The organism is Nocardia gipuzkoensis (assembly GCF_021183645.1).
In the GTDB taxonomy this organism is placed as follows: Bacteria; Actinomycetota; Actinomycetes; order Mycobacteriales; family Mycobacteriaceae; genus Nocardia; species Nocardia abscessus.
This window is the reverse complement of the sequence record NZ_CP089225.1, coordinates 7,131,454-7,154,325: the sequence shown is the minus strand read 5'-3', so window position 1 is coordinate 7,154,325 and position 22,872 is coordinate 7,131,454. Positions and strand designations below refer to the sequence as shown.

Below are 22,872 nucleotides of genomic sequence, written 5' to 3'. Positions count from 1 at the left end.
ATCACCGCTGCCCTGGACAAGGTGCCGGACGCAGAAGCTCCGTGAGCGTGCGACGGATTGTTCCCCCGGCGGCCTCGCCGCTTTCCTGCTCTACGAACACGCGCTCGAGTACTGTTCGATGCCGCCACTTCACCGGATTCGGCTGGCGGTCAACTCTGGTTGAGCGTGGCCGAGACGTGGACGTGATTGACATCCAGATCGCGAACTCCGTCTCTGCAACTGCGCGAATGGTCTGTTCGCTAGGTGATCTAAGGGTTCCGAACGCTTCCGGCTCCAGGGCAGGCTCCTGACTGCTCGAGCACGAGTCTCCTCGTCGAACTTCCGTGGTGCACCCATGACTGACAGTCTCCCTTGCTAAAACGGGAGCCTCCAACAAGTCCAGGACGGTTCAGGCGGGGTCGTAGGCGGTGCCGGTGTGCCAGCAGCGCCAGATGACGCGGATCCAGGCTCGGGCGAGGATGCGCACCGCGTGGGGTGGTCTTTGCCGGAAGCGCGTGCTCGCTGGTAGATGTGTGCGGCCCAGGGGCTTTCGTGTCGGCTGTTGTCGGCGCAGGTCGTGATGGCTTGCCGGAAGCGTTTGTTGCAGGCCCACCGGAAGTGTGTGGCTTTGTGTTTGCCGGAGGCTTTGGTGACGGGCGTCGCCCGGGGGCCGAACGGCAAATTTCGGCCTCCGGAATAGCGAGCCGGTCGAGCGGGCAGGCTTGACAACCATCGCAAAAGTGTGTGCACTTTAGGGAGCTTATTGATTCCTAAGGGGTTCCATGTCGCAGCAGTGGTGTCTAGTCCAGTTCGTCGGGAGCAACCGAGCGCAGCCGAGTGTCGGCGTGCTCGCCGGCGGCAAAGTCGGTCGAGTGCCGGAGCCGCTGTCAGGTCTCACTGTCTTGGAAGTTCTCGATCGGTGGGCGGAGTTCACGCCGCTGCTCCAGAACCTCCAGCTTTCGGCGCTCGAGGTCGTACCGGACGTCGAGCTCGTCGCACCCCTCACCTACCCCCGCAAGGTCATCTGCGCAGGGGCGAACTACTACGGACACGCGGAGGAGATGGGCACGCAGCGTCCGGATCCGGACGGTGAGCCCTTCTTCTTCCTCAAGCCACCGACCACGACGGTGGTGGGACCGCACGACGACGTGCGCCTGCCGGACCGCGCCGACGTGGACTGGGAGGTCGAGCTGGCCGTCGTCATCGGCGTCGGCGGGCACAATATCGACGAGCGCGCGGCCCTCGATCACGTGGCGGGCTACGCCGTCGCCAACGACCTGTCCGCCCGGGGACTGTTCCCGAGGAAAGACGCGGTCCTGGCACCATTCGGCTGGGACTGGTTCCAGCACAAGGCATTCGACGGGTCGTGCCCATTGGGACCCGGAGTCGTCCCCAGCTGGCAGATCGACGATCCGCAAGACCTCACGCTTCGGCTGACAGTCAATGGGGAGATCAAGCAGGAAGCGTCCACTGCCGACATGGTGATCACAGTGCCGCGGCTCATCGCGGCCGCAAGCCGCGTGCTGACGCTGGAGCCGGGTGACATCATCCTGACCGGTACGCCGGCCGGCGTCGGCATGCCGCGCAAGACTTTCCTGAACGCCGGCGACCTGGTCGTCACCGAGATCGACGGCCTCGGTCGGCTGGAGAACAGGATGGTCGCGGCATGACAAGGGTCGTCGATCGTCGATGAAGGCGGGGACCATGCCATCCCACGAGTCGGTGTCTTCGGCCGAGAACGTGCTCACGCTCCTCGTCGCTCTGCGCGAGAACGGCAAGTTGCGGGTCTCCGACGCCGCGGAGCTGCTCGCGGTGACACCCCCGACCGCACACCGGCTGTTGTCCGCCCTCAAGCGACACCGGTTCGCCGAACAGGACCGCAAACGCGCCTACCTGCCGGGACCACGGCTGACGCAACTTCCGTCGGGCGCCGAGCCACTCCGCGACCTCGGCGTCCTCGCCCACCCCTATCTGGCGGATTTATCGCACAGGTTGGGCTGCACAACTTTTCTGGTGATCTTGCAAGGCAACGGCTGCCGCTTCATCGACGGCGTCGAGAGCAGCCGTGCCCACCGAGTCGGGAGTCGCGTCGGACTCTTGCTGCCCGCACACACCACATCGGGCGGCAAGGTGCTCCTGGCCCAGCTCCCCGACAGCGAACTGGTCGCGCTCTACCCCGACCGCCACGTCCGAATGCGCGATGGCTCGATGCGTGAGCTTGTCGCGCTTCGTCGTGAGTTCGGTGTCGTCCGCCGGCAGGGCTATGCCCTGTGCCTGGAGGCAAGCGAGCAGTGCGTGAACGCCGTCGGCGTCCCGGTCACCACCCAGTCGGGCCGGGTCATCGCCGCGGTCGTGTTGGCGTGCCCGTCGGCGGGCTCCAGCCGCAAGCACCTCGTCGATCTCGTGCCCGAGGTCCAGGCGACCGCGTCCGCGATCGCTGAGAACTTTGCCTGACGGGCGGGGCTCCGCCTCGCGCTGGTCACTCCAGCGTTGACTCACTCCAGTGTTGACCGGACCGCCGGTATGACGGACTCTGCGAGCTGCTCGCCATGGTCGGCTGCCGACTGAGCACCGAGCCAGCTGCCGGCCGCTGCGTGACCTCGCGGGCGAAGGTCCGGCCCGGTCAGGGGCCGGCTGGGACGTTCTGCCCTGCCTTCTCGGCTGCGTGCATGGCGAAGGCTACGAACGAAACCCCGGCCGCCCGCCTTCAGGCGCAGTGTCTCTTCCGCGGAGCCGACGTCGGCGACGGCAACCCCGTGACCGTCGCCTCAGGTGCGCGTGACCGTCGCCTGCCAGGCGCTCGGCGAAGGCCTGCCCGATACCGGCGGCGCCTCCGGTGACGACCGCGACACGCCTGTCGCGTTGCGTGTGGTCATGCAGAGACCGGGGCCACGTCGAAGAAGACCCGGTAGGTGTCGATCAGGCCACTGCCGCCGACAGTCCAGATCGACACCACCGGGATGGAGATCTTTTGACCATCTTTACGCGTGTATGTGACAGCCAGTTCGACGATGGTGTCGTTGCCCACGACCCACTCGTTGACGATGTCGTGATGCATCCCATCGATCGCACCGAAGAAGCCGACAGCGCCCGCCTCGACCGCCTCGCGCCCCTCGAGGGTGGGGCCGTTGCCGTAGATGGCGTTGCCATCGTGGGCGAAAAGCTCCGCAAAGGCCTTGGAGTCGAGGGTGTCGAGCGCGTGGAACACGGCGGCGGTCGAAGCGCTGGTCATGATGGATCCTTTCGACTGAGCTACATACACCTTGACTCGCCGGAGTGACGCCCGTCATATCCCCGGGCGCAAATTTCGCCTTCCGGAATCAGCTCCAGGTAGCGTGGCCGATTCCGCCCCAGGCATGGCGCTGCGATCCGTGAGTGCATACAGTTATCTGTCGTGCACTCCTCCACCGCCCGGTCCCTCGATGTCCAAGTTGCCGACGCAGCGCGAGCCATGGCTGCCCTGGGGCTGGTCGATGCCTTCGGGCATGTGTCCGCCAGGGACGTCGACCACATGGTCATCACCCCGGCCGCAGACCTCGCGACCGTCGAGGTGTCGAACTGCATCCGCGTGCCGTTGAACGCGACGTCTTTGCCATCCGGGTGCCCGGCTGAGGCGTGGGCCCATCTGGCCCTCTACAACCGATTCCCGGCGACCGGAGCGATCGCACGGGCCCAGCCAGCGGCATCGCTGGCCGTCGGCATGCTCGCCGAGCGCATTGCCCCGACCCACGGCCAAGCGTGCTGGCTGGGCGATTCCGTGCCGGTGTACCCCTCCGCGCAACTTGTCCGCGATGCCGACCGCGGCCGTCGACTCGCCGAGGCGATCGGGTCGTCGGACGCGATGATTCTGCGTGGCAACGGCGCGATCGCGATGGCCGTCGACCCCGCCACGGCAGTGGCCACCATGTCGGTGCTCGCCGCCGCGTGCACCGTCTGGCTCCAGACGAGGGACGAGCCCGCCGCCGCCATGTCGGCGGACGAGATCCGCTCATGGCAGGCCGTCAAACATGAGTTACTGCCCCGACTGGGGGCACACTTGCTGCGCAAAGCGGCGACGACGCGCCCCGCTCACTGATCCCACGCGCGTGTGCCGCACGAGGCCGGACTGCTGTCGGAGTTCGATCTCGCCGCCATGTCGGCCGGACTGGATCAGCTTGCGGCGGAAGTGGATTCGGTCGCGTTCGCGCCGGCCGAGGCCGATGAGCAAATGCACCGCGGCCCCGCGCTGGAGCGCGGGGCCGCCGTCGACGGTTCGGTCGCCGGACGTCAGCTCGCGGACAGCTCGACGGGCGCTTCTCCGCGCGCGACCCGACGCATGGCGTTGAGCGTTGCGCCGACGGCCGCTATGTAATGGGTCGTGGTTTCGTCGGCGTACGCCGACTCCTCGAGAGAACCGCTCTGGGCGCTTTCGAGCACCAGCGCGAAGCTGAACCGGAGGAACAGCTCCCCCTCGTCTTCCTCGATGTCATTGACGATCGTGCCGAGGACCGGCCCCGAGAGGCGCGTGAACACTACCCGCCGTTGGGGCTGGAGGCTGATCCGCTCGGTGTAGCGGTCGCCGAACAGCTCGATCTCACGATCGAAAGTCTCGTCGTCGAGGCGGGCGGTGACGTGACAGTGGGTCATGATCGGCACGAAGGGCAGCGCGTTGTTGGCCTTCATGACCAGTCCCTGCCACACGGCAGCCCGATCGAGCGTGGGCTCGCCCGCCTCGTTGACCGGGAGACGATGGGTGACGTAGATCATTTAGTGACTCCTATCATTGGGTGACTCCTTGCGCGAGAGCGCGTCTTCGGTGGAGATCTGGTCGTGCACGCTGGCTATATCGAGCTCTCCCCAGCCGTCGGCCAAGGCCTGGTCGAACACTGCTTTGGCCGCCTCGAACACCGGCCGATGCTCGCCGAGATCGTGCAGGTGCACCTCGATCTGGTCGAGGATCTCGTGCAGCGTCGCGATGGGCCCGGGGGCCGGCAGCCATGAGCGGTGCGCCATGAGGGGACCTCGCTGCTTGAGCAGCGCCGAGCCCGCGATGGACGTCTCCAGGGTGTGCTGGACCATATCCAGGTCCAAGTTGTTGCGGCGGGCCAGCACGATCGCTTCCGCGGCCGCGACCGTATGGGTCGCCACCAGCATGGAGGAGATGTACTTCAGGTGGGTGCCGGTCCCGAAGTCACCGGTTCTGACCCAGGGCCCCGAGATGGCGTCCAGGACGTCGGCCACCCGATCGATCGCCTCCGCCGCTCCGGAGGCGAAGACGGTGGCCAGCCGCGGGCCGACCATTCCGGGGCTGCCGCTGATCGGGCAGTCGAGCATGGTGGCCCCGACGTGTCCGAGCTGACGCATCAGACCGAGTTTGCTCGTTACCGGGATCGTGCTCATCTCGAGGTGGACCGCTCCGGGGCGCATCGTCGACAGCGTGCCCTCGGGCCCGCAGACCACGTGCTCGACGTCATCCGCGGTCGGCAGGATCGACACGATGACTTCGCACGAGGCGGCCAGCTCCGCCGGCGACGACGCAAGGGTGCCACCCGCGGCCTCGAGCTCGGGACATTCGATGCTGCGCCGGTACCCGACGACGCCGAAGCCGCGGCTCAGCAAGTTCTCAGCGATCGGCAGGCCCATTTTGCCCAGGCCGATGACCCCGATAGTTCTCACATTCGTCACGTCCTTCCGGTCTTTTCGTGGGGAGGGGACGACTTCGCAGGCGCCACGACTCTAATACTGTATACACTTTACCTGGCCGTCATGGGAAAGAGAAGGAATATGTATACACATCGCTTACGCTAGGGTCATGAGTCGCAAAGTGCTCGTCCCGCACATCACCAGGGTGGAACTACCCGAGCCACGCCAAGCAATCCCGCACGTACACGCCTACCTGCGCGAGAGGATTCTCGACGGCACGCTGCGACCTGGGACGAAGCTCTCGCAAGTGTCGCTGGCAGAGCAGCTCGGCGTCAGCCGCACGCCGTTGCGCGAGGTACTGCGGATGCTGCAGGAGGAGGGCCTGGTCCAGATCGAGACGAACCAGCGCACCCGCGTCTCCATGCTCGACCCCCGTGAGCTCGACGAAATCTATGCGAGCCGAATCGCGCTCGAGTCGCTGGCCGTGGCCATGACAGTGGGCAGCTTCGACGCCGCAGCCCGAGAGCAGGCGGCTGAGCAGCTGGCGGCCATGCGCGTGGCCGCGGAGGCGGGCGACACCGAGCGCTGGTTCGTCATCCACTCGGCGTTCCATCGCACGATCACCTGTGGCGCCAGCGACACCATGCAGAAGCAGTTGCGTCAGCTGGCCGACCGGTGTGTCCGGTACATCCGGATCTACCAGGGTGGTGAGCCGAACAGCTGGCACACGGCCGGTGATCACGAACACGCGCGGATTCTGTCTGCCCTGGCGGACGGCTCCAAGGCCACGGCGCAAGCCTTCATGGCCAGCCACCTGGCCCACACCGCCCTCAAAGTATTGAGCGACACCTCGCCCGACTACGAGCCGATCGCCGTGCCGGAGGCACTGGAGATGGTCGGCGTCCCGGACTGACGGTGAGCGGCGGCCGCGGACCGGCCCCACCTCACCACTGCCGATGCTGAAGTGGTGCGGCGGGGCCGGTCGGACGGGGCAAGCGGGCTCAGCCCAGCGTGGTGACGTCCAGGTCGCCGTCGGCGTACTGGGCGCGTAACCGCTTCTTGTCGAACTTGCCCACGCTGGTCTTGGGGACCTCCGCGATGAACGTCCAGCGTTCGGGCAACTGCCACTTCGCGAACTTGTCGGCCAGGAACTCGCGCAACTCTTCGGGCTTCGCCTCGGCACCCTCGGCCAGCACCACCGCCACCATCGGACGCTCGTCCCACTTCTCATCCGGCACCCCGATCACCGCGGCCTCGGCCACCGCCGGATGAGCGACCACCGCGTTCTCCAGATCCACCGACGAAATCCATTCACCACCGGACTTGATCACGTCCTTGGACCGATCCACCAGGGTGAGATAGCCATCCGGGCTGATCTTGCCGACATCACCGGTACACAGCCAACCCTCGTCGAACTTCTCCGGATCCACCACCGTGCCATCCGGCGAATAGTAGGAGCCGGTGATCCACGGGCCCCGCACCTGCAGCTCACCCAACGACTGCCCGTCGTTGGCGACCACACCCTCATCACCGACCAGACGCGCCTGCACACCGGCCGGGAACCGGCCCTGGGTCACCCGGTAGGCCCACTGCTGTTCCTCGGTGACCGCGGTCGCCGGCGTATGCGCGACACTGCCCAGCGGCGAGGTCTCGGTCATCCCCCACGCATGCAGCACCCGCACCCCGTGACGGTCCTGGAAGGTCCGCATCATCGACGGCGGAACCGCCGAACCACCCACCACCACCGCACGCAGGTGCGTGATGTCCTGCGGCTGCGCCGCCAACGCCGCCAGCACCCCACCCCAAATGGTGGGCACGGCCGCGGCGAACGACGGCTTTCGCGCGGCCATGCACTCCAGCAACGGACCCGGCTGCAGGAACCGGTCGGGCATCAGCAGATTCGAACCCGACAGCAACGCCGCATACGGCAAACCCCACGCGTTCGCGTGGAACAACGGCACAATCGCCAAAATGGTGTCGGTCTCGAACAGGCCCATCCCGTTGTTCGCGGCCACCTGCATGGCGTGCAGCCAGTTCGACCGATGCGAATACACCACACCCTTCGGATCACCGGTGGTGCCGGAGGTGTAGCACATCGCCGCGGCCGACCGCTCCTCGAGCACCGGGAAGTCGTAGCTGTCCGGCTGCCCGGCCAGCAACTCCGGGTAGGAATGCACCTGCACACCCTCCGGCGCGCTCAGCGTCGAAGCGTCACCGTTGACCACGACGACGTGGCGGACCGTCGTCAGGTGCGGCAAGATCTGACCGAACAACGGCACCAGGCTGCCGTCCACCAGCACCACCCGGTCCTCGGCGTGGTTGGCCACATACACGACCTGCTCGGGGAACAACCGGATGTTCAGCGCGTGCAACACCGCACCCATCGCCGGCACCCCGATATACGCGACCAGATGCTCGTTGTTGTTCCACATGAACGTGCCGACCCGGTCACCGACCCCGACCCTCAACCCGCGCAACGCGTTCGCCAACCGCGCCGACTCCGCACCCACCTCCCGGTAGGTCATCGTGCGCACACCGGTACCGGTCCACGTGGACACGGTCGAATCACCGACGAACGTCGATGCGTAGCGCAGCAACGTCGCCAACGACAACGGCTCGTCCTGCATAGTGCTGAACATCGGAACTCCTCATTTCCTTCAGTGACTTCCGCTCAGAAAGCCAAATCCATTCCAGCCACCTTCGGCGTCCGCGAGGTGCGGGTGTTGCGGCCGGACAGCATCGCGGGATCACCCCGTCGAGTTCGCCACCACGGCGGAAGATCTCGTAGAAACGGGTGAATTCTTGAAGGCCCCGCGAGCGCGCGTGCTCAGCCAGGTCGGGCCTCGGACAGGAACGGTTCCACGACGCCGAGGAACTCGGCGGTCTTCTCGATCATGGTCCAATGGCCGCAGTTGCCCAGCACGTGCAGCCGGACGTCGGGCAGCAGTTCCAACAACGCTCCGGAGGATTCCTTCCACGGCACCACTCGGTCGTCACGCCCGTGGATCATCAGGGTCGGCTGCGCCACCTGCGCCAGCTCGGCCCCCGGCAGTGCCAGGTCGTCGACCCAGCGTTGGCGCGGTTCGGGGAACATCGCTTCCCAGGATTTCGCGACGGCGGGCTCGGCACTTGCCCCGTATCGCATCTCGACCAGCTGATCGGTGATCAGCCGCCGATCGTAGGCGAACAGCGCGATGATCTCGCGCATGTTCTCCATTCCTGGCCGATAGCTCCAGACCGTGTCGAGCCCTTGCGGTAGCGCCATCGCGACACCCATCGATCCCATGAGGACGAGGCGACGAACGGCCGGGGGGCGCTCGGCCGCGAGCGAAAGGGCGATGGCCCCGCCCATCGAGTTGCCGATGATGTCGAAGGTCTCGATGCCGAGTTCGTCCATCAGCGCGAGTGCGTGCCGGGTCCACGCCTGCCGACCCCACGTCCGCGGCTCACCGGTGGCTGTGCCACCGAAGCCCAACTGGTCGGGGGCGATGACGCGCCGGGTCTGCGACAGGGACGGCAGCACGGGACGCCAGTTGGCCGCGGCGCTGACACCAGGACCGGATCCGTGCAGGAGCAGCAGCGGCGGCTGCACGCTCTCGCCGCTGGGCTCCCCGGTGTCGATGACAGCGGTGCGCACCCCATCGACCTCGCGGATCGATGCAGTCAGATTATCGCTGGTGACGGTCACTACCTAGCTCCTCGTTGGGGTGGAATGAGTTCCGGCCACCGGGGCCGGACGCTGCGTCGAGACCCGCTTGACCGGGCCCAGCCACATATCGATCGAACCTGGTTCGTCCGGATCGAACGTGCGCGGTCGCCAGGCCGCCTCGTCTTCGACGCGACGCACCCCATACGAGTACTCGTAGGTGAAACCCTCCGGCCCGAGAAAGTAGAGGAACACCGCTGTCGATTGCGGGTGGCGACCAGGACCCATTTCGATCTGGACGTCGTGCTCTTGCAGGAAGTGCCAGGAACGGAACACGTCGTCGATGGACTCGACCTGGAAATTCATGTGGCACAGACCAGCGCTCTCGCCCTGGAATACGGCGAGCTTGTGGTGCACGGGATCGATCCGCATCAGGCACGCGGCATTTCCGATCCAATCCGATACGCGGGCATTGAAGTGCCCGTTCCAGAACCGGTAGGCCTCGTGCACGTCAGGGGCGTCGAGGCACAGGTGCCCGAACTCCGTGATGCCGGCCGGTCGCGTGAATGCGACCGGCCGGGTGATCGTCTCCTGTTGGCTGACCAGCTCGATGCGATTCCCGAAGGGATCGTCGAAGCCGATGAAATCGGCCACGCGCCGCGAACGAGCCTCTTGCTTCGACCCACGCCGCACCGCGAAACCAGCCCGCTCGAGATGGCTCTCGGCAGCCTCCAGCGCATCCGTGTCGGCAACGGTGAATCCGGAGGCCAGGACCCCCGACACTCCCTCGACCAGAGCCAGACAGTGGTGGCGGGAGTCGGCGCGCAGGTGCGCGACGCCCGGTTCGGTCTCGCCGGCGAGCTGGAGACCGACGATGCGAGTCGCGAAGTCGACAGCGGTCCTGAGATCGGCGACTCCTGACCGCACGTAGGCGATGTCGGTCAGCGTGATCATGGGTTTCCTCTCCTGTGGAACCTTGCCGAACGCGCGCTGTCAGGAGTCGATCGCGTCCGGGATCAGGTTCTTCACCAGCCCCGGCTGCAGATAGCCGGTTTCCCCGTACTGAGCCACCAGCGCCGCGTTGTCGGCCAGCAGCTTCTCGATCGGTTCGGTGAGGTCGATCGCTGCCAGGAACGGCTGGCGGGCCGGCAGCCCGGTCTGCCAGTACACCTCACACCGGTTGCCCTCGGGATCGAAGAAGTAGATGCCGAACGCGTTGCCGTGCGTCACGATCATGTCGAAGTCGACATCGTGCTCGATGAATCTGCGGTGCAACTCGAGCAGCTCGGTCAGATGATTGACCCGGAACGAGACCTGCTGGATGAGCTTGGTGTCCTGGTCGGCTCGCGCCACGGTCCGGCCTTCGACGAGCTGGAACTCGTGGTGCTCGAAGTTCGGTCGGGCGCTGAAGAACCGCATGCCCAGATTCAGATCCTCGTCGGTGACGGTCAGTCCGAGGACATCGCGGTAGAACGCTGTACTGGTCTCCAGGTCATTGCAGAAAACTCCGAAATGACCGAGTTCAGCGATCGGCATGGTGAACCTTCCTTCCGATGGGTGGCGGCCGGGTCCTGTGGTGGTCGATGAACTGCACCTCGAACAGCCCGGCCGGAGAGTCCGCATGTGGCTTCACTCCTGTGCGCTATCTCCGACGGTAATGTGTATGCACTTTTGCTGTCAAGGCTCCTCGGGATGTTGACGTCAGGCTCAGATTGCATACAGTTTCGGGATGAATTCATTGCCTTCCGCTGCCGATCACGACACTCCGGATCTCTCCCGGCTCCTGGGCCGCGACTACTGGATGGTGACCTCGACCCCAGTCGACGGGACGACCGCCGAGGACATCGCTGCCGTCGCCCCGGCGCATGTCGCCTGGCTGCTCGACCTCGAGGAACGCAACCTCGTCTTCCTGTCGGGCCCCCTCGTCAGTGGCCCCGGCGTGAGACCGGGAGCGGGCGTCACGGTCCTCCGAGCCTCCGACGAGGCCGAGGCGTCGGCCATCGCGTCAGAGGATCCTTTTGTCGAAGCGCGTCTGCGAACGTTCGTCGTTCAACAGTGGCGCCTCAACGAGGGCAGCGTCTCGATGCGCCTGTCACTCGGTCGCGGCACCTGCGAATGGCATTGAGCGAGAATCCGTTTCAGAGTCGGCATGCACGTCGCGCGAACCATTCTCATGAGGTCAGGGCGGCCGCCAGGTCCAGGGCGACGTCGACGATCATGTCTTCCTGTCCGCCGACAAGCCCTCGCCTGCCGACCTCGAGGAGGATGTCCCGCACGTCGATGCCGTACCGCGCGGAGGCGGCTTCCGCGTGACGCAGGAAACTCGAGTAGACACCCGCGTAGCCGAGCGTGAGAGTCTCGCGGTCCACGCGAACCGGCCGGTCCTGCAACGGTCGCACGAGATCGTCCGCCGCGTCCTGAAGAGCGAAGAGGTCACATCCGCGCTTCCAGCCGTACAGGTCGGCGACGGCGACGAAGGGCTCGATCGGACAGTTGCCTGCGCCCGCGCCGTGGCCCGCCAGGGAGGCGTCGACACGGGTCACACCTTCCTCGACCGCGACCACGGAGTTGGCAACCGACAGCGACAGGTTCTCGTACGCGTGAATGCCGATTTCCGTGGGTAGCGCGTCGCGGTAGGCACGAACACGCTCGCGGACCCCCTCCATCGTGAGCCGGCCTCCGGAGTCGGTGACATACACACAGTTGGCGCCATAGGACTCCATGAGGAGACTCCATGAGGACCGCCTGCTTCGCCAGCTCGCCGGCCGGCGCCATGTGGCTCATCATCAGGAAGCCGGACACGTCCATGCCGAGCTCACGTGCCGTGGCGATGTGCTGCGCCGAGACATCGGCCTCGGTGCAGTGCGTGGCTACGCGGACCGAGCGGACGCCGAGGGAGTACGCCCGCTTCAGGTCGCCGATGCCCGGTAACAGCAAGGTGGTCAAACGAGCGTTCTCGATGTTGTCAGCGGCGGCTTCGATCCACTCCCAGTCGGAATTCGACCCAGGACCGTAGTTCAGGGAGCTGCCGGCCAGGCCATCACCGTGCGCGACCTCGATGCCACCGACACCGGCCGCATCGAGCGCGGCCACAATGGCGGCGACATCCTCCGGCGCGATGCGGTGCCGCACGGCGTGCATGCCGTCACGTAGCGTGACGTCCTGGATGAACAGGTTGGCGGTCATCGGTTTGCTTCCTTCTGCTGGGCGATGCGCTCGGCCATCTGCACTGCGGCAGAGGTCATGATGTCGAGGTTTCCGGCGTACGCGGGCAGGTAGTGGGCAGCGCCCTCGACCTCGAGGAAAACGGACACCTGATGGGTGGGCGCGATGTCAGTGTCGTTGCGAAGCAACGTGTGTACCGGTTGGTCGTCAGGGATCGGACTGATCTGGACCGCCTGTTTGAGCCGGTACCCGGGCACGTAGGCGGCCACGTCGCCGACCATCTTCGCCACCGACGCGGTGATCTCGGTATGGACGGCCTCGTCGGGGGCGTGCACGAGGCACAAGACGGTGTCGCGCATGATCAACGGGGGCTCCGTGGGGTTGAGAATGATGACGGCCTTACCGCGCTCCGCTCCCCCGACGCTGGTGATGGCATGCGAAGTGGTCTCGGTGAACTCGTCGATGTTGGCGCGCGTCCCCGGGCCGGCGGACTTGGATGCGATAGAAGCCACGATCTCCGCATACGCGACCGGTACCACCCGCGCGACCGCCGCAACGACCGGGATCGTCGCCTGACCAACGCCAGGTCACGATATTGACGTTCTCGGCGTCGATGTGCCCCTCGATGTTGACTGCCGGCACCACGAACGGCCCGATCGCCGCCGGGTGAGGTCGATCAGGCGCTTGCGGTGCGGTGCCAGTTTGGCCGCGTTGACCTCATGCGCCTCGGCCGACGTCGCGTCGAACACGATCTCGATGTCCGCGAATCCGGCCATGCCGATAGGCCGTCGACACCGTCGGCCGTGGTGGTACGCCGAAGCGTGCCGCGCGCGCCAGGCCGTCGGAGCCCGCGTCGATGCCCACCATGGCGCCCATCTCCAGGTGCTTCGAGTACCGCAGCACCTTGATCATCAGGTCGGTGCCGATATTCCCGGAACCTATGACGGCGACCTTGGTCTTCCCTATGGTGCTGTGGTTCATGCTGTCTCTCCTGCAGAGGTACTGGTGGCCTGGATGGGGGTTGCGCTGTCCGCGAAGCGGGCCTGGACCACGCCCAAACCGACGATCTCCGCGGTGACGTGGTTGCCGGCGACCACAGGTGCCATCGGGCCCAGCGCGCCCGAGAGGATGACCTGGCCTGCCGATCACGAACAGGCCGCTGGACGCGTTGTCGGCGACGGTGTCTCCGAAGGTGATGTCCCACCCGGCGATGCGGCTGTCGACGATCTCGAGGGCAGGCGCGGCGTACGCGACCGCACGACGGACCGACTCGGTGTCGAGCGATCCATCGTCCAGGTCCCGGTCCAGGATGAACGCGATCTCCGCCTCGACCTTCGGCTGGAGCAGCCGACCCATCTCCACGACCTGCTCCTGCGAGATCTGCATGTCGTCGAAGAGGACGCCGAAGTCCGGCCGGTCGACGCCGAGCTGGGCCTGGACTGCCGGTGAGGTCAGACCGATCTTCCGGCCGACGACAGTGGCGCCGCTGGCGAGACGGTCGGCGGTGAGGCGCGCCTGGACCGCGTAGGCAGCGCCCACATCGGCGCTTCCGATCAGGTCAAGGACCGGCGCGCAGGGCTGCCGGTCAGCCGCGGCCCGAAGGAGGCGGGCGGCAGCAGCCTCGACCATGTCGGCCCCGGGTGCCGGGCTGGTGTTCACGAAGGACATGGGAAATACCGTGACCCATCGTCATGCCGCGTGACGACCGTCGAGTTCCGGCGAGCCGAACTCGACCACAGGCTGACCGCGTGGCCCAGACTTCTGGGCCGCTGGCCCTAGTTGCTGTCCAGGATCGTGAGCGCTTGACGAGCGCAACCTATGCTGGCATGGTGGCTAACACCATATTCATAATGGTTAATTAGGTATCAAGGTGCGGCAGATCTCCACTGTCAGCACTGGTCATCGGCGAGGAGGGCGCAGCGACTGCCATCGACAGCACTGTCGACTCCCCAGCGCCTGCCGACGTGACCGAGGTACACCGTCAACACTCTCGGCACTCCCATTGCTGCGCCGACGAGAACGCGGGGACCTATCCGAGAACTGAAGCAAACGCAAACCCCGGTCCGGAGGAGCTCCAGTGGAACGGTTAGACAAGCGCGTCGAATTCACCTCCGGCGCAGCTCACGGTAAGGGACTCCGCCACGCGGTTCACCTTGCCGAAGAAGCTGCACACGGGAAAGCAACCTTGCTCGGGCCTGATCAGCTGCTGGCGGCGATCGCTGGTCACATTACGCAAGGATCAGCCCTGATCGGGTGGGCAAGAGAGTTGGGCGATCTGCACGCGGCGCTGATCCCAGTGCGCATGGATCGGACGCGCCTTCCCGCCGACTTCGATGAAGCCCGCGTCCACATCGACGTTGCCAAGATCATCAGTGAGATCGATTCGTGGGCGCTCTTCCATGTTCCGAGAGCCCGCGGAGCGCGCAGGCACACCCATTCCCTAGGTGAGGTGATCAGCCATATCGCAAAGACATATGCCGACGCATGGTGGGCGGTTCTGCTCGTCGATGACAAGGACCTGCGGCACGAGGCATGGTTTCACCTCGGTGAGGTCTGCGAAGGCTACGCGCAGTTGATTGACGACGTCCAGGCCCGTGGGGTCCGGTTCCCGGTAGGGCGGCGCGGCATGCGGCACGCGTCGCCAGCCTGACAGGGAGTCACCGTCCGGGCAGGTGCCGCTACGACGCAGGGCGTGCGATGCCGGCGTTGTGCTCGCGCAACACTTCCCGTGCAGTCTCCGAGTCGCGGTCGGCGATGGCGTCGACGAGACGCATATGGACGTTGTAGCGATCCTGGTGGAACCCCGACAGGGAGCGCTCGTTGCTATCGCTGGCGATCGCGACGGTGTGCCCCTCGATCAAGTCGAGCAGACTGACATATAACGCCCTCAGAATCGGACGGGGGCTGACGTCGGCGATAATGGCATGTAACTTCCAGTTGGCGTGCAGGAACTCGATCCCGTCGTCGTCGGAGAGGGCATCGGCCATGCGCTGCAACTGTTGGCGCATCAGACCCACCTGATGCGCAGAGCTGAAGTGGACCGCGTCCTCGAGGAGCATCGGATCGAGGGCATCGCGGATATCCATAGCTTCCGCGATCGTTGCGGCATTGGTGTCCAGATGCAGCACCGCCTGACCGAGTTGCGCCATCGGCAATCGCTCAGCAACGAACAATCCGCCATGGGGACCGCGACGAACGTCAATCAGCCCCCGCGACTGCAGAATGCGCAGAGTTTCATTGATCGTCCCTGCCGAGACGCCCGCCTGCTTCTGAAGTTCGGCCTTGGTGCCAAGGCGATCACCAGGCTTCAGCTTCGCGATCAACTCTCCGATCTGAGCCGCTATCTGATCGGCTCGGCTCGGCGAGGACGCAGGGAAGACCGAGCGGCGCACAAGCGACTCCAAGTTGATCGCCGGCCCCTTGCCGCGGCCAGTTCGGGAATCCGCATCTGCTTCGGATGTGGTCAAGGATGCTCCCCTCGTCTCATTCGCTGCACTTCGCAACCCACTGTCCCTCGCGGCAATTCACCATGATGAATTCTGCCGAGGATTAAAAGGCGCAACCTCGAAACATCATATTCATATTACCATTAATGCAGCGGCAGCTCCGGAGGCATGATCGCCCGCGCTGAGCTCCAAGGTATCCCGCCCTGAGCCAGCTGCTCAGCTACCAGCCGCCCAGCGCAGCGCGTGATTCGGCGAACTTCGTCCATACCACCGCCGCACCCGCCCCGCGGCCACTGCCTTTGGCGGTGTTCGGATAGCTGCGGGCAGCCGACGTGCGGGACTGGGGACTCAATTTCACGGTAAGCTGAAACAGATTTCAGCGTGTGTGGAAACTTCGTCGCAGGCAGTTGGGCGCGCGCGAAACCCGCAAAGGAGATGGCGGAGCATGGTGGCAGGAGCAGGGAGGGGGCCTCGGGGGGAACGTGGCGCGCAGGCGGACCGCATCCTGGCCGCGGCGCGCAAGTCCTTCGCTGAGCGGGGTTACAGCGGGACCTCGTTGCGGGCCGTGGCGCAGACCGCCGACGTGGACCCCACCCTGGTGAACTACTACTTTTCCAACAAGATGGGGCTGCTGAAGGCGGCGCTGGAGCCGCCGAAAGCCTTCGGTGCCGGAATTGCAGAGGCCGCCCAGGCGCCGTTGGAGGAGCGCGGACGGGCCTTTGTCGAGGCGACGCTGCGCATGTGGGACGATCCGGCCACGTCGGAGATCCTGCGCTCGATCATCCTCGCCGCAAGCCATGAGCCCTTCGCCATGGAGCGCCTTCGCGCCGTCTTCTCCACTCTTGCCTTGCAGGGTGTGTCGGCGAGCCTTCCCGACGACGAGGCCGGCCTGCGTGCGGACCTGGTGGCCACACAGATCGTGGGACTGGCCATGACGCGCTACGTCTGGGCCATCGATAGCATCGCCGACATGCTCACAGAGCAGGTCGTCCGCCTGATCGGGCCGACCGTGCAGCACTACCTCACCGGCACCCTGGGTGGCGATGTCTCGGAGGGCAACCTGAGCGGCGGATGACCGCCGGGGCGAACATGGTCCATACCGCTACCAACCTGCGCGGACGACGGGCGCATCCCAGTCCGCGACGGCAGTCGGCCCCTGTCGGCGTTTACCGCCCCGACGTGGACGCCCGGGCAGGCCGCACCCATGGCGGCCTCTCCACTCGGGGGTCAGCGCAGTCTCGACAGCAAAACGGACGGTGGCCGAGCGGGTGAGCATCATGCGGCGTGAGCCGCGGTCCGCGGCCCTGACCCGAGGCATGGTCGCCAAGCGCCTCGCTGCCCATGGACTCACCCGCCTCGCCGATGTCACCGGTTGCTGGTGTCCGAGCTGATCGGCAATGCGATCACGTATGCCGACGGCCGCACCCTGCTCACCACCGTTCACCCCGGCGAGCGCGGCGCCCGGGTCGCCGTCACCGACAGGAAATTCACGCTGTATGGAAATTCTTCTTGCCTGAGGCGGGGCGGCGAGCGTACCGTTGGCTCGTTAATTTCCGTACACGTGGAAATGAGGTGTCATGGCCATCAAGGTAGCTGGCGTGGAGCCCGGACAGCGTCAGCTGAATGGACCGCAGACCACCGGTCGTCAGTATCGCGACCTGTCCCCCGCTCTTCACGGGACGACCCGCGAGGACAATGTGCCCGTCCCGGTCCGGGACGACACCCGGCTGCTGGCCGATATTCACCGCCCCGACGCGGACGGCAGATTCCCCGCGCTCATCTCAGCGGCCCCCTATCCCCGCCAACTCATGGACCTGGGTGCCCCCGCGGCCATCATCGAGGCCGGCGCCAGTGATTTCTGGGTGCCGCGCGGTTACGCCCATGTCATCGCCAACCTTCGCGGCACAGTGGGCTCGGGCGGCACCTACACCTTCTTCGACGAGCAGGAGCGCAAGGACCTGTTCGACCTGATCGAGTGGGTCGCCGGGCAGCCGTGGTGCGACGGGAACGTAGGCATGATCGGCATCAGCTACTACGCCATGACCCAGATGGAGGCGGCCACCCAGCGACCGCCGCACCTCAAGGCCCTGTTTCCCTTCAACGTCACTGTCCAGGCGTGGGAGGCCAGCTACCACAACGGCCTGTTGAGCGACTCTTTCGTCACCCCCTGGTTCCACGCGATGGGCGTCCTGTCCGCCCACGGCGACCGTCTCTACCGCAAGGGCCTGTCCCGTCTCCTGCGCAAGGTTCTCGCCATTCCCGCCGTCCACCACCGGTTCCGCCACGCCGACGTCGTCAAGGTCCACCACGGTCTGCAGGTGGTCAGCCGCTTCCGCCACGATGCCCACCCATGGGGCGACCTGCTGAACACAGTGGTCGAGCACCCCATCCCGGATGCGTGGTGGGACGAGCGTGATCTGACCGAGCTGCTCGCCGGTATCGACATTCCCGTCTACCTCGGCGGCGAGTGGTCCAACGTCGCTCTCCATCTGCCCGGCCTCTTCAAAGCCTGGGAGGCCCTCGCCCGCAACCCGAACGTGCGTATGGCCATGCTCGGAGCGCACGGCTTGCCCTGGCCATGGGAGAGCATGCATATCGAGGCCCTCGCCTGGTTCGACCACTGGCTCAAGGGGCGGGACACCGGCATTCTCGAAGGCCCTGCCATCCGTTACTGGCTGGCCGGGGGCGAACAGTGGCGCACCGCCGACTCCTGGCCTCCGCCGGCCACACACATGGCCCTGTCCCTCAATGCCGACGGCTCCCTCACGGCCGACGAGCGGCCGGGCGAGCGCAGCTACGCCACGGACGGCGCGAATGCCATGCCCGCACAGCTGAGCTGGACCAGCGACCCCCTTCCCAGCGACCTCGACATGGTCGGTCACCCCGAGCTACGGCTCACCGCCACCAGCAGTGCGACCGACACGGGATGGATCCTGCTCCTGCAAGACGTCGGACCGGACGGCGAGTCCATCGACGTCACCCAGGGCTGGCTGCGCGCGAGCATGCGCCACGTCGACGAGGACGCAAGTGAGACGGGCAGGCCCGTCCTCCCGATGATGGCGCGGGATCCCATCCCGGCGGGGATGCCGGTCGACTACCGCATCCCGCTAGTGGCCAACGCCCGCCAGTTCCGCCGCGGGCACCGTATCCGGCTGATCCTCACCAGTGACGACACCCGCAAGGACTTCCGCCCCATGATGCTGTTCAGTCACGCCCCCGTCGGCATCGAGGGCGTCAACACGGTGCACTCCAGCTCACGCCTGCTCCTTCCGATCCTGGAAGGAGAATGAACCGGACTCCCGCGACTCCCCCGGCGGTCCCCTCGTCTACGACCGGACACGGCAAGAGCACACCGTTATCGGGTGGCGCCTCGGCCACGACGATCGCCTGCAACTGGTGGTCCCGGACCTGAAACAGGCCCGCGCCGAACTGCTCGACCGCAGCGTCGACGTCGGCGAGATCCAGGTCGTCGGTGTGAACCCCACCCCCACCTCCGGGCTGAGGGGACCGCGTTCGAACCTCACAAGAGCCGAACAGCGATCAGCTACGCCCATCCCCCTGGGCATCCAGGGCACCAACCTCAGACACCGACAACTAAGGAAATCGCCATGACCGCAACAACCATCCTCGCCGCATTGCTCGCAATCGTTCTCCTAGGGGCCGGTACAACAATGATCCTGGCCATCAGCGTCCAACGCGACACCGCGGCGCACCTCGGATTCAGAGTCAACGCCTTCCGCCGTATCGGCGTCCTGGAGGTGCTCGGCGCGATCGGAGTGCTCCTGGGGCTGAAGATCCCTACTATCGGCGTCCTCGCAGCCGTGGGCGTGGTAGCACTGATGGTCGGCGCCGCCATCTCTCATCTCCGCGTTCGCGACCGGCTCCCCCAGCTGATCCCACCGATGGCGATCGCGGCGGTTGGCGTCGCGTATCTGATTCTGATTGGGCAACAGGCAGTTTCGTGAAGCGCAACCTGGTCCCGCCCACGATGTACCAGCCGGCGGGCCCGGGAGCCTGGCTACGGAGAAGCGGGACGGCACATTGCCGTTCGTAACCTCCATCCGAGACGCGGGCCTTCCAAAAGACGGACGTCCGGGCAACCGACCTGCCCGGACGTCACTACGGCTGGGCCCGCTTCATTCGCAGCCCGGCCATGACCGGTGATCCTCGCACTCAGGCATGGGCCGTGGCCGGCGGCGGCAACCCTGCCGACTGCCGCGGGATGGAACGAGCTGAAGTAGACCGCTCCGATAACGGCAACACCTAGCGCTCCGCCACACTGCTGGGCCGTGGACAAGGCCCCTGACGCGACACCGACCGACTCCGGCTCGACGTGGCTCAGGACTGAGGCTTGCACGAAGTATCCGGTGCCGCGGCGGCGTTCGAGGCTACGTCGGTTCCATGCGACAAAGCATGTCTGAACCGAACACGTTCAGCCCGATGACCTGGTAGAAGTCATCAAAGTAAATCTGCCTCGAAGATCTTGACCGCGCTGTGGCGAGCGTCGGATGATGGGTACCTGACAGTGGTGGTGGTCACCGCGAGTCGTGAACGATCTCCGGTCGATCCGAGTCGGTCGACCAGCCGGTCCAGCGCAGTCGGCACTGGTGCTGTCGGTTTCCCCGATCATCTTCGAGCCGATCAGCAGTGCGGTTTGCTGGCGCCGTCACATCGCCTCGTGTGCAGGAGCATCATGAGTTTCGACGAATCCCCTCTCGCCCCACCTCCGCTCCCCCGCCAGCCGCCGGTGCTCGACCGCAGCGGCGACGATGCAGGGGGCTCAGCGGTTGGATCTCCTCGACTTGGTGAGTACATCGACCAGCTGCGCCGACGACGCTGGCGACCTATGAGTCGTCGTGGCGCGTGATCAGTGAGGTGTGGGGTGACCGGGAGTTGAGTGAGCCGACGACCACCGAGATAGAAGAACTGATGGATGCGCATCAGATTCGTTCTCGCGGTCGCGCGAACTCCCGTGGCGGAGAATCTGCTGTCGGCGTTGCGTCGCCTCTACAAGCACGCCGAGCGCGACCGGCTCATCGATCCCTCCAGCAACCCAGCATCAGCGGCGAGACTTCCCGGCCGGCGTACCGGCAGAGGCGACGTTCTGACCAGCGAGCAGCTACGGGACGTTCATCGCATCGCGTCCAGCACCGGTGATGACCCCGAGTTGGACGAACTGATCGTCATGCTGCACATCCGAACCGCATGCGATCGGCAAGCTGCCATCGATCTCGCGCTTCACGATCTCGACCACGAAAACTGCCTCGTGCGGCTACGGAGGCGGGGCGGTGGATTTCACTGGCATCCGGTTTCTTCCCGCCTCATGGCCGCGCTGGGAAGGCATGCCGATCGACGGGGAGGTCAGGACATCACCCATCGCGTGCTGCGTAAACGCAACGGGCGCCCGATCTCCCGTAGGCGCTACGACGGGTTGTGGGACCGCGTCCGCGACAACCTGTCATGGGCACAGGAATCAGAGGTCACCACTTCCTCGATTACCGAGACCGTCCGCGCCCACGTCCGCCAGTTGTTCGGTGAGACGGTCGAGCGGGTGTATGTCGGGCAGCACCACGAAGACACAGCCGTGCTGACCCACCTGCGCGGGGATGTCATCGAAGTACTCATGACGATCACCGGCGAATCCCACCCACTCGCACGGATCAAACGGGCCCATCACACACCCCTCGGTAGACGAACGCGTCAGACGGCACCAGCGAACAACTCCCCGTGGGATCAAGTCACCGATCCGCGCCTGGCTGAGCACCCACGCGGGCGCGGCGGTGTACGACACCATTGCTCTGGCAAATCACCGAGCTGGTCGACGCCGCCAGCACCGCCGCCCCGCACAGCCGCGAGGCCGCCCCGCACAGCCGCGAGGACCAGCGACTGCGCTTCGAGGTGTCCTCGATGACCGATTCCTGTTCAGCGTGGCCTCCGGAGCGCCGCCAGGCACCAGCGTGGAACTGGACCGACAGCAGTACACGATCAAGCGCACCGAACTGGGCAAGGCGCTGGCCCCCGCGGGCCTGAATCCGGACGTGCAGCAGCGGATCCGAACCCTCGTCGACGACCGCGCCCGCCAGGCCGGGGAATTCAGCCGCAGTGCTGCCGCGCGCCGCCAGCAGTGGAGGGACAAGACCGCCAACATTGTCGCCGGACGACGCGATCGCCCAGCGCCAGGCCGCCTCTGCCGGCCACAGCCCACGGTCGGGACGTTGCACAAGCCGTCCCGAACGTGCGGCGCAGACCGCCTGCCCCAGCACTTCTGCGGGATGGCCGACTCCGGGGGTGGCGCGGTGACCGACATCGTCGACCTGCACGTCATCGCCCGCCTCGACGATCCCACCGGTGCGGTCGCCGATCTCTACGCCTGCGAGTTGTTCTACAGCGACGACGGCAGCGTCTACGGCCGCCACGTCAGCTGCCGGTGGGAATCCGTTCCCGCCGCCCCGGGCGCCCCGTCAGTCTTGACGCGTAAGGCCGTCGCGCTTACCGCCTCCGGATACACCCACACCGGCGAGTGGCGGCGCAAGACCACCAGCTCCGACGACGACCAGCCGATCCGACCCGCCCCCGCTCGGAACCGCCGTCCCGGCGACCCGATGACGCCCGAGCAAACCGACCTCCGTCAACGCCTCCAAGCCCAATTACTCGGCCATCACGACAGCCGGTAGTTCACCAACCCTCTCCCTGACCAGGGAGTGACGCCATATCCGTTGGTTTTCGGCGATTACTATCGGGACCTCCCAAGGCATGGACCAGCTCGGCGCGGTCGGCGAAGCACGAGTACACCACCGGGCGGGTGACCCGCATTCGCTCAACCACCGCGGCCATCGTCACCGCGGTCGATCCTTCATTGATCGCGATGTCGAGGGCGGTGTCGAGCACCTGCGGGCGTCGCCGCCGCGGCCCCAGGTGCCGCGCGCGTTCCCCGAACTGGTCATCCGACTGAGAGCGGGGTGGCGGTCGAGTGCCGCCTGCATCACCCTCAGCGTAACCAATGCTTCACTGCGC

General features: G+C 66.0%; 20 protein-coding genes and 4 pseudogenes. 10 read left to right on the top strand and 14 right to left on the bottom strand.

The genetic code is table 11. The features are described from left to right. Positions 1–881 precede the first annotated feature (881 nt). Positions 882–1,649 (top strand): fumarylacetoacetate hydrolase family protein, encoded by a 768-nt coding sequence (locus tag LTT66_RS32695; RefSeq protein WP_233062365.1) that lies wholly within the window; start codon positions 882–884, stop codon positions 1,647–1,649. Between the two features lie 34 nt (positions 1,650–1,683). Beyond that, complete coding sequence (locus LTT66_RS32690) at positions 1,684–2,433, top strand: IclR family transcriptional regulator (RefSeq protein WP_233062364.1); 750 nt, start codon at positions 1,684–1,686, stop codon at positions 2,431–2,433. Positions 2,434–2,851: 418 nt separating this feature from the next. On the opposite strand, the gene LTT66_RS32685 is transcribed toward LTT66_RS32690, so the two are convergent. Then, positions 2,852–3,211, bottom strand: a complete 360-nt coding sequence (locus LTT66_RS32685; RefSeq protein WP_233062363.1) for a nuclear transport factor 2 family protein — start codon at positions 3,209–3,211, stop codon at positions 2,852–2,854. 162 nt (positions 3,212–3,373) lie between these two features. On the opposite strand from LTT66_RS32685, the gene LTT66_RS32680 reads away from it, so the two are divergent. Continuing rightward, on the top strand, positions 3,374–4,054 hold the full coding sequence (locus LTT66_RS32680) for a class II aldolase/adducin family protein (protein ID WP_233062362.1): 681 nt from the start codon (positions 3,374–3,376) through the stop codon (positions 4,052–4,054). 191 nt (positions 4,055–4,245) lie between these two features. Here the strand turns inward: LTT66_RS32680 and LTT66_RS32670 are convergent, their stop codons facing one another. Together LTT66_RS32670 and LTT66_RS32665 are read right to left on the bottom strand one after the other, a co-directional pair. Continuing rightward, positions 4,246–4,725, bottom strand: coding sequence for an SRPBCC family protein (locus LTT66_RS32670; RefSeq protein ID WP_233062361.1), 480 nt, complete (start codon positions 4,723–4,725; stop codon positions 4,246–4,248). Next, positions 4,726–5,634: an NAD(P)-dependent oxidoreductase gene (locus LTT66_RS32665; protein WP_233062360.1), complete on the bottom strand. Its 909-nt coding sequence runs from the start codon at positions 5,632–5,634 to the stop codon at positions 4,726–4,728. A 136-nt stretch (positions 5,635–5,770) separates the two neighbouring features. Between LTT66_RS32665 and LTT66_RS32660 the strand changes: the two genes are divergently transcribed. After that, positions 5,771–6,514, top strand: a complete 744-nt coding sequence (locus LTT66_RS32660; RefSeq protein WP_233062359.1) for a GntR family transcriptional regulator — start codon at positions 5,771–5,773, stop codon at positions 6,512–6,514. 88 nt (positions 6,515–6,602) lie between these two features. Here LTT66_RS32660 and LTT66_RS32655 read toward each other — a convergent pair whose 3' ends face one another. From LTT66_RS32655 to LTT66_RS32640, 4 genes are all read right to left on the bottom strand, one after another. After that, the gene (locus LTT66_RS32655; protein ID WP_233062358.1) at positions 6,603–8,240 is read right to left on the bottom strand and encodes a long-chain fatty acid--CoA ligase; all 1,638 of its coding nucleotides are present in this window, start codon (positions 8,238–8,240) and stop codon (positions 6,603–6,605) included. A gap of 188 nt (positions 8,241–8,428) precedes the next feature. Then, positions 8,429–9,289: an alpha/beta fold hydrolase gene (locus LTT66_RS32650; RefSeq protein WP_233062357.1), complete on the bottom strand. Its 861-nt coding sequence runs from the start codon at positions 9,287–9,289 to the stop codon at positions 8,429–8,431. Between the two features lie 3 nt (positions 9,290–9,292). After that, positions 9,293–10,201 (bottom strand): VOC family protein, encoded by a 909-nt coding sequence (locus LTT66_RS32645; protein ID WP_233062356.1) that lies wholly within the window; start codon positions 10,199–10,201, stop codon positions 9,293–9,295. A gap of 39 nt (positions 10,202–10,240) precedes the next feature. Next, positions 10,241–10,783 carry a VOC family protein gene (locus LTT66_RS32640; RefSeq protein ID WP_233062355.1) on the bottom strand — a complete coding sequence of 181 codons (543 nt, stop codon included), beginning with the start codon at positions 10,781–10,783 and terminating at the stop codon, positions 10,241–10,243. A 193-nt stretch (positions 10,784–10,976) separates the two neighbouring features. On the opposite strand from LTT66_RS32640, the gene LTT66_RS32635 reads away from it, so the two are divergent. Further along, positions 10,977–11,372 (top strand): YciI family protein, encoded by a 396-nt coding sequence (locus LTT66_RS32635; RefSeq protein WP_233062354.1) that lies wholly within the window; start codon positions 10,977–10,979, stop codon positions 11,370–11,372. Between the two features lie 46 nt (positions 11,373–11,418). Here LTT66_RS32635 and dmpG read toward each other — a convergent pair. From dmpG to LTT66_RS32620, 3 pseudogenes are all read right to left on the bottom strand, one after another. Then, a pseudogene (gene dmpG, locus LTT66_RS32630) lies at positions 11,419–12,433 on the bottom strand (4-hydroxy-2-oxovalerate aldolase). Beyond that, positions 12,430–13,393, bottom strand: a pseudogene (locus tag LTT66_RS32625) (acetaldehyde dehydrogenase (acetylating)). The pseudogenes dmpG and LTT66_RS32625 overlap by 4 nt, the downstream one beginning before the upstream one ends. Then, positions 13,390–14,080: pseudogene (locus LTT66_RS32620) on the bottom strand (2-keto-4-pentenoate hydratase). The pseudogenes LTT66_RS32625 and LTT66_RS32620 overlap by 4 nt, the downstream one beginning before the upstream one ends. Before the next feature lie 409 nt (positions 14,081–14,489). Here LTT66_RS32620 and LTT66_RS32615 point away from each other — a divergent pair. Next, positions 14,490–15,062, top strand: coding sequence for a hypothetical protein (locus LTT66_RS32615; protein WP_233062353.1), 573 nt, complete (start codon positions 14,490–14,492; stop codon positions 15,060–15,062). Positions 15,063–15,090: 28 nt separating this feature from the next. Here LTT66_RS32615 and LTT66_RS32610 read toward each other — a convergent pair whose 3' ends face one another. Next, positions 15,091–15,879, bottom strand: coding sequence for a FadR/GntR family transcriptional regulator (locus LTT66_RS32610; protein ID WP_233062352.1), 789 nt, complete (start codon positions 15,877–15,879; stop codon positions 15,091–15,093). Positions 15,880–16,303: 424 nt separating this feature from the next. Here LTT66_RS32610 and LTT66_RS32605 point away from each other — a divergent pair, with 424 nt between their 5' ends. The 3 genes from LTT66_RS32605 to LTT66_RS32595 all read left to right on the top strand — a co-directional run bounded on the left by LTT66_RS32605 (position 16,304) and on the right by LTT66_RS32595 (position 19,823). Next, positions 16,304–16,933, top strand: coding sequence for a TetR/AcrR family transcriptional regulator (locus tag LTT66_RS32605; RefSeq protein ID WP_233062351.1), 630 nt, complete (start codon positions 16,304–16,306; stop codon positions 16,931–16,933). A 502-nt stretch (positions 16,934–17,435) separates the two neighbouring features. Then, positions 17,436–19,148: a CocE/NonD family hydrolase gene (locus tag LTT66_RS32600; protein ID WP_233062350.1), complete on the top strand. Its 1,713-nt coding sequence runs from the start codon at positions 17,436–17,438 to the stop codon at positions 19,146–19,148. Positions 19,149–19,466: 318 nt separating this feature from the next. Beyond that, complete coding sequence (locus tag LTT66_RS32595; RefSeq protein ID WP_233062349.1) at positions 19,467–19,823, top strand: DoxX family protein; 357 nt, start codon at positions 19,467–19,469, stop codon at positions 19,821–19,823. Between the two features lie 1,154 nt (positions 19,824–20,977). On the opposite strand, the gene LTT66_RS37165 is transcribed toward LTT66_RS32595, so the two are convergent. Together LTT66_RS37165 and LTT66_RS32590 are read right to left on the bottom strand one after the other, a co-directional pair. Beyond that, positions 20,978–21,112, bottom strand: a complete 135-nt coding sequence (locus LTT66_RS37165) for a hypothetical protein (RefSeq protein ID WP_269821985.1) — start codon at positions 21,110–21,112, stop codon at positions 20,978–20,980. Positions 21,113–21,331: 219 nt separating this feature from the next. Beyond that, positions 21,332–21,532 (bottom strand): hypothetical protein, encoded by a 201-nt coding sequence (locus LTT66_RS32590; RefSeq protein WP_233062348.1) that lies wholly within the window; start codon positions 21,530–21,532, stop codon positions 21,332–21,334. Between the two features lie 283 nt (positions 21,533–21,815). Between LTT66_RS32590 and LTT66_RS32585 the strand changes: the two genes are divergently transcribed. Next, on the top strand, positions 21,816–22,532 hold the full coding sequence (locus LTT66_RS32585; protein ID WP_233062347.1) for a hypothetical protein: 717 nt from the start codon (positions 21,816–21,818) through the stop codon (positions 22,530–22,532). A 73-nt stretch (positions 22,533–22,605) separates the two neighbouring features. Here the strand turns inward: LTT66_RS32585 and LTT66_RS32580 are convergent. After that, positions 22,606–22,773: pseudogene (locus LTT66_RS32580) on the bottom strand (TetR/AcrR family transcriptional regulator); the annotation flags it as partial. Positions 22,774–22,872 lie beyond the last annotated feature (99 nt).

Excerpts from the sequence above, each read along its gene's own strand:
- LTT66_RS32595 (WP_233062349.1), top strand. The coding sequence starts at position 19,467 with ATGACCGCAACAACCATCCTCGCCGCATTGCTCGCAATCGTTCTCCTA.
- LTT66_RS32640 (WP_233062355.1), bottom strand. The coding sequence starts at position 10,783 with ATGCCGATCGCTGAACTCGGTCATTTCGGAGTTTTCTGCAATGACCTG.
- LTT66_RS32600 (WP_233062350.1), top strand. The coding sequence starts at position 17,436 with ATGGCCATCAAGGTAGCTGGCGTGGAGCCCGGACAGCGTCAGCTGAAT.
- LTT66_RS32685 (WP_233062363.1), bottom strand. The coding sequence starts at position 3,211 with ATGACCAGCGCTTCGACCGCCGCCGTGTTCCACGCGCTCGACACCCTC.
- LTT66_RS32605 (WP_233062351.1), top strand. The coding sequence starts at position 16,304 with ATGGTGGCAGGAGCAGGGAGGGGGCCTCGGGGGGAACGTGGCGCGCAG.
- LTT66_RS32655 (WP_233062358.1), bottom strand. The coding sequence starts at position 8,240 with ATGTTCAGCACTATGCAGGACGAGCCGTTGTCGTTGGCGACGTTGCTG.
- LTT66_RS32645 (WP_233062356.1), bottom strand. The coding sequence starts at position 10,201 with ATGATCACGCTGACCGACATCGCCTACGTGCGGTCAGGAGTCGCCGAT.
- LTT66_RS32635 (WP_233062354.1), top strand. The coding sequence starts at position 10,977 with ATGAATTCATTGCCTTCCGCTGCCGATCACGACACTCCGGATCTCTCC.
- LTT66_RS32590 (WP_233062348.1), bottom strand. The coding sequence starts at position 21,532 with ATGGGCCCGTTTGATCCGTGCGAGTGGGTGGGATTCGCCGGTGATCGT.
- LTT66_RS32670 (WP_233062361.1), bottom strand. The coding sequence starts at position 4,725 with ATGATCTACGTCACCCATCGTCTCCCGGTCAACGAGGCGGGCGAGCCC.
- LTT66_RS32660 (WP_233062359.1), top strand. The coding sequence starts at position 5,771 with ATGAGTCGCAAAGTGCTCGTCCCGCACATCACCAGGGTGGAACTACCC.
- LTT66_RS32690 (WP_233062364.1), top strand. The coding sequence starts at position 1,684 with ATGCCATCCCACGAGTCGGTGTCTTCGGCCGAGAACGTGCTCACGCTC.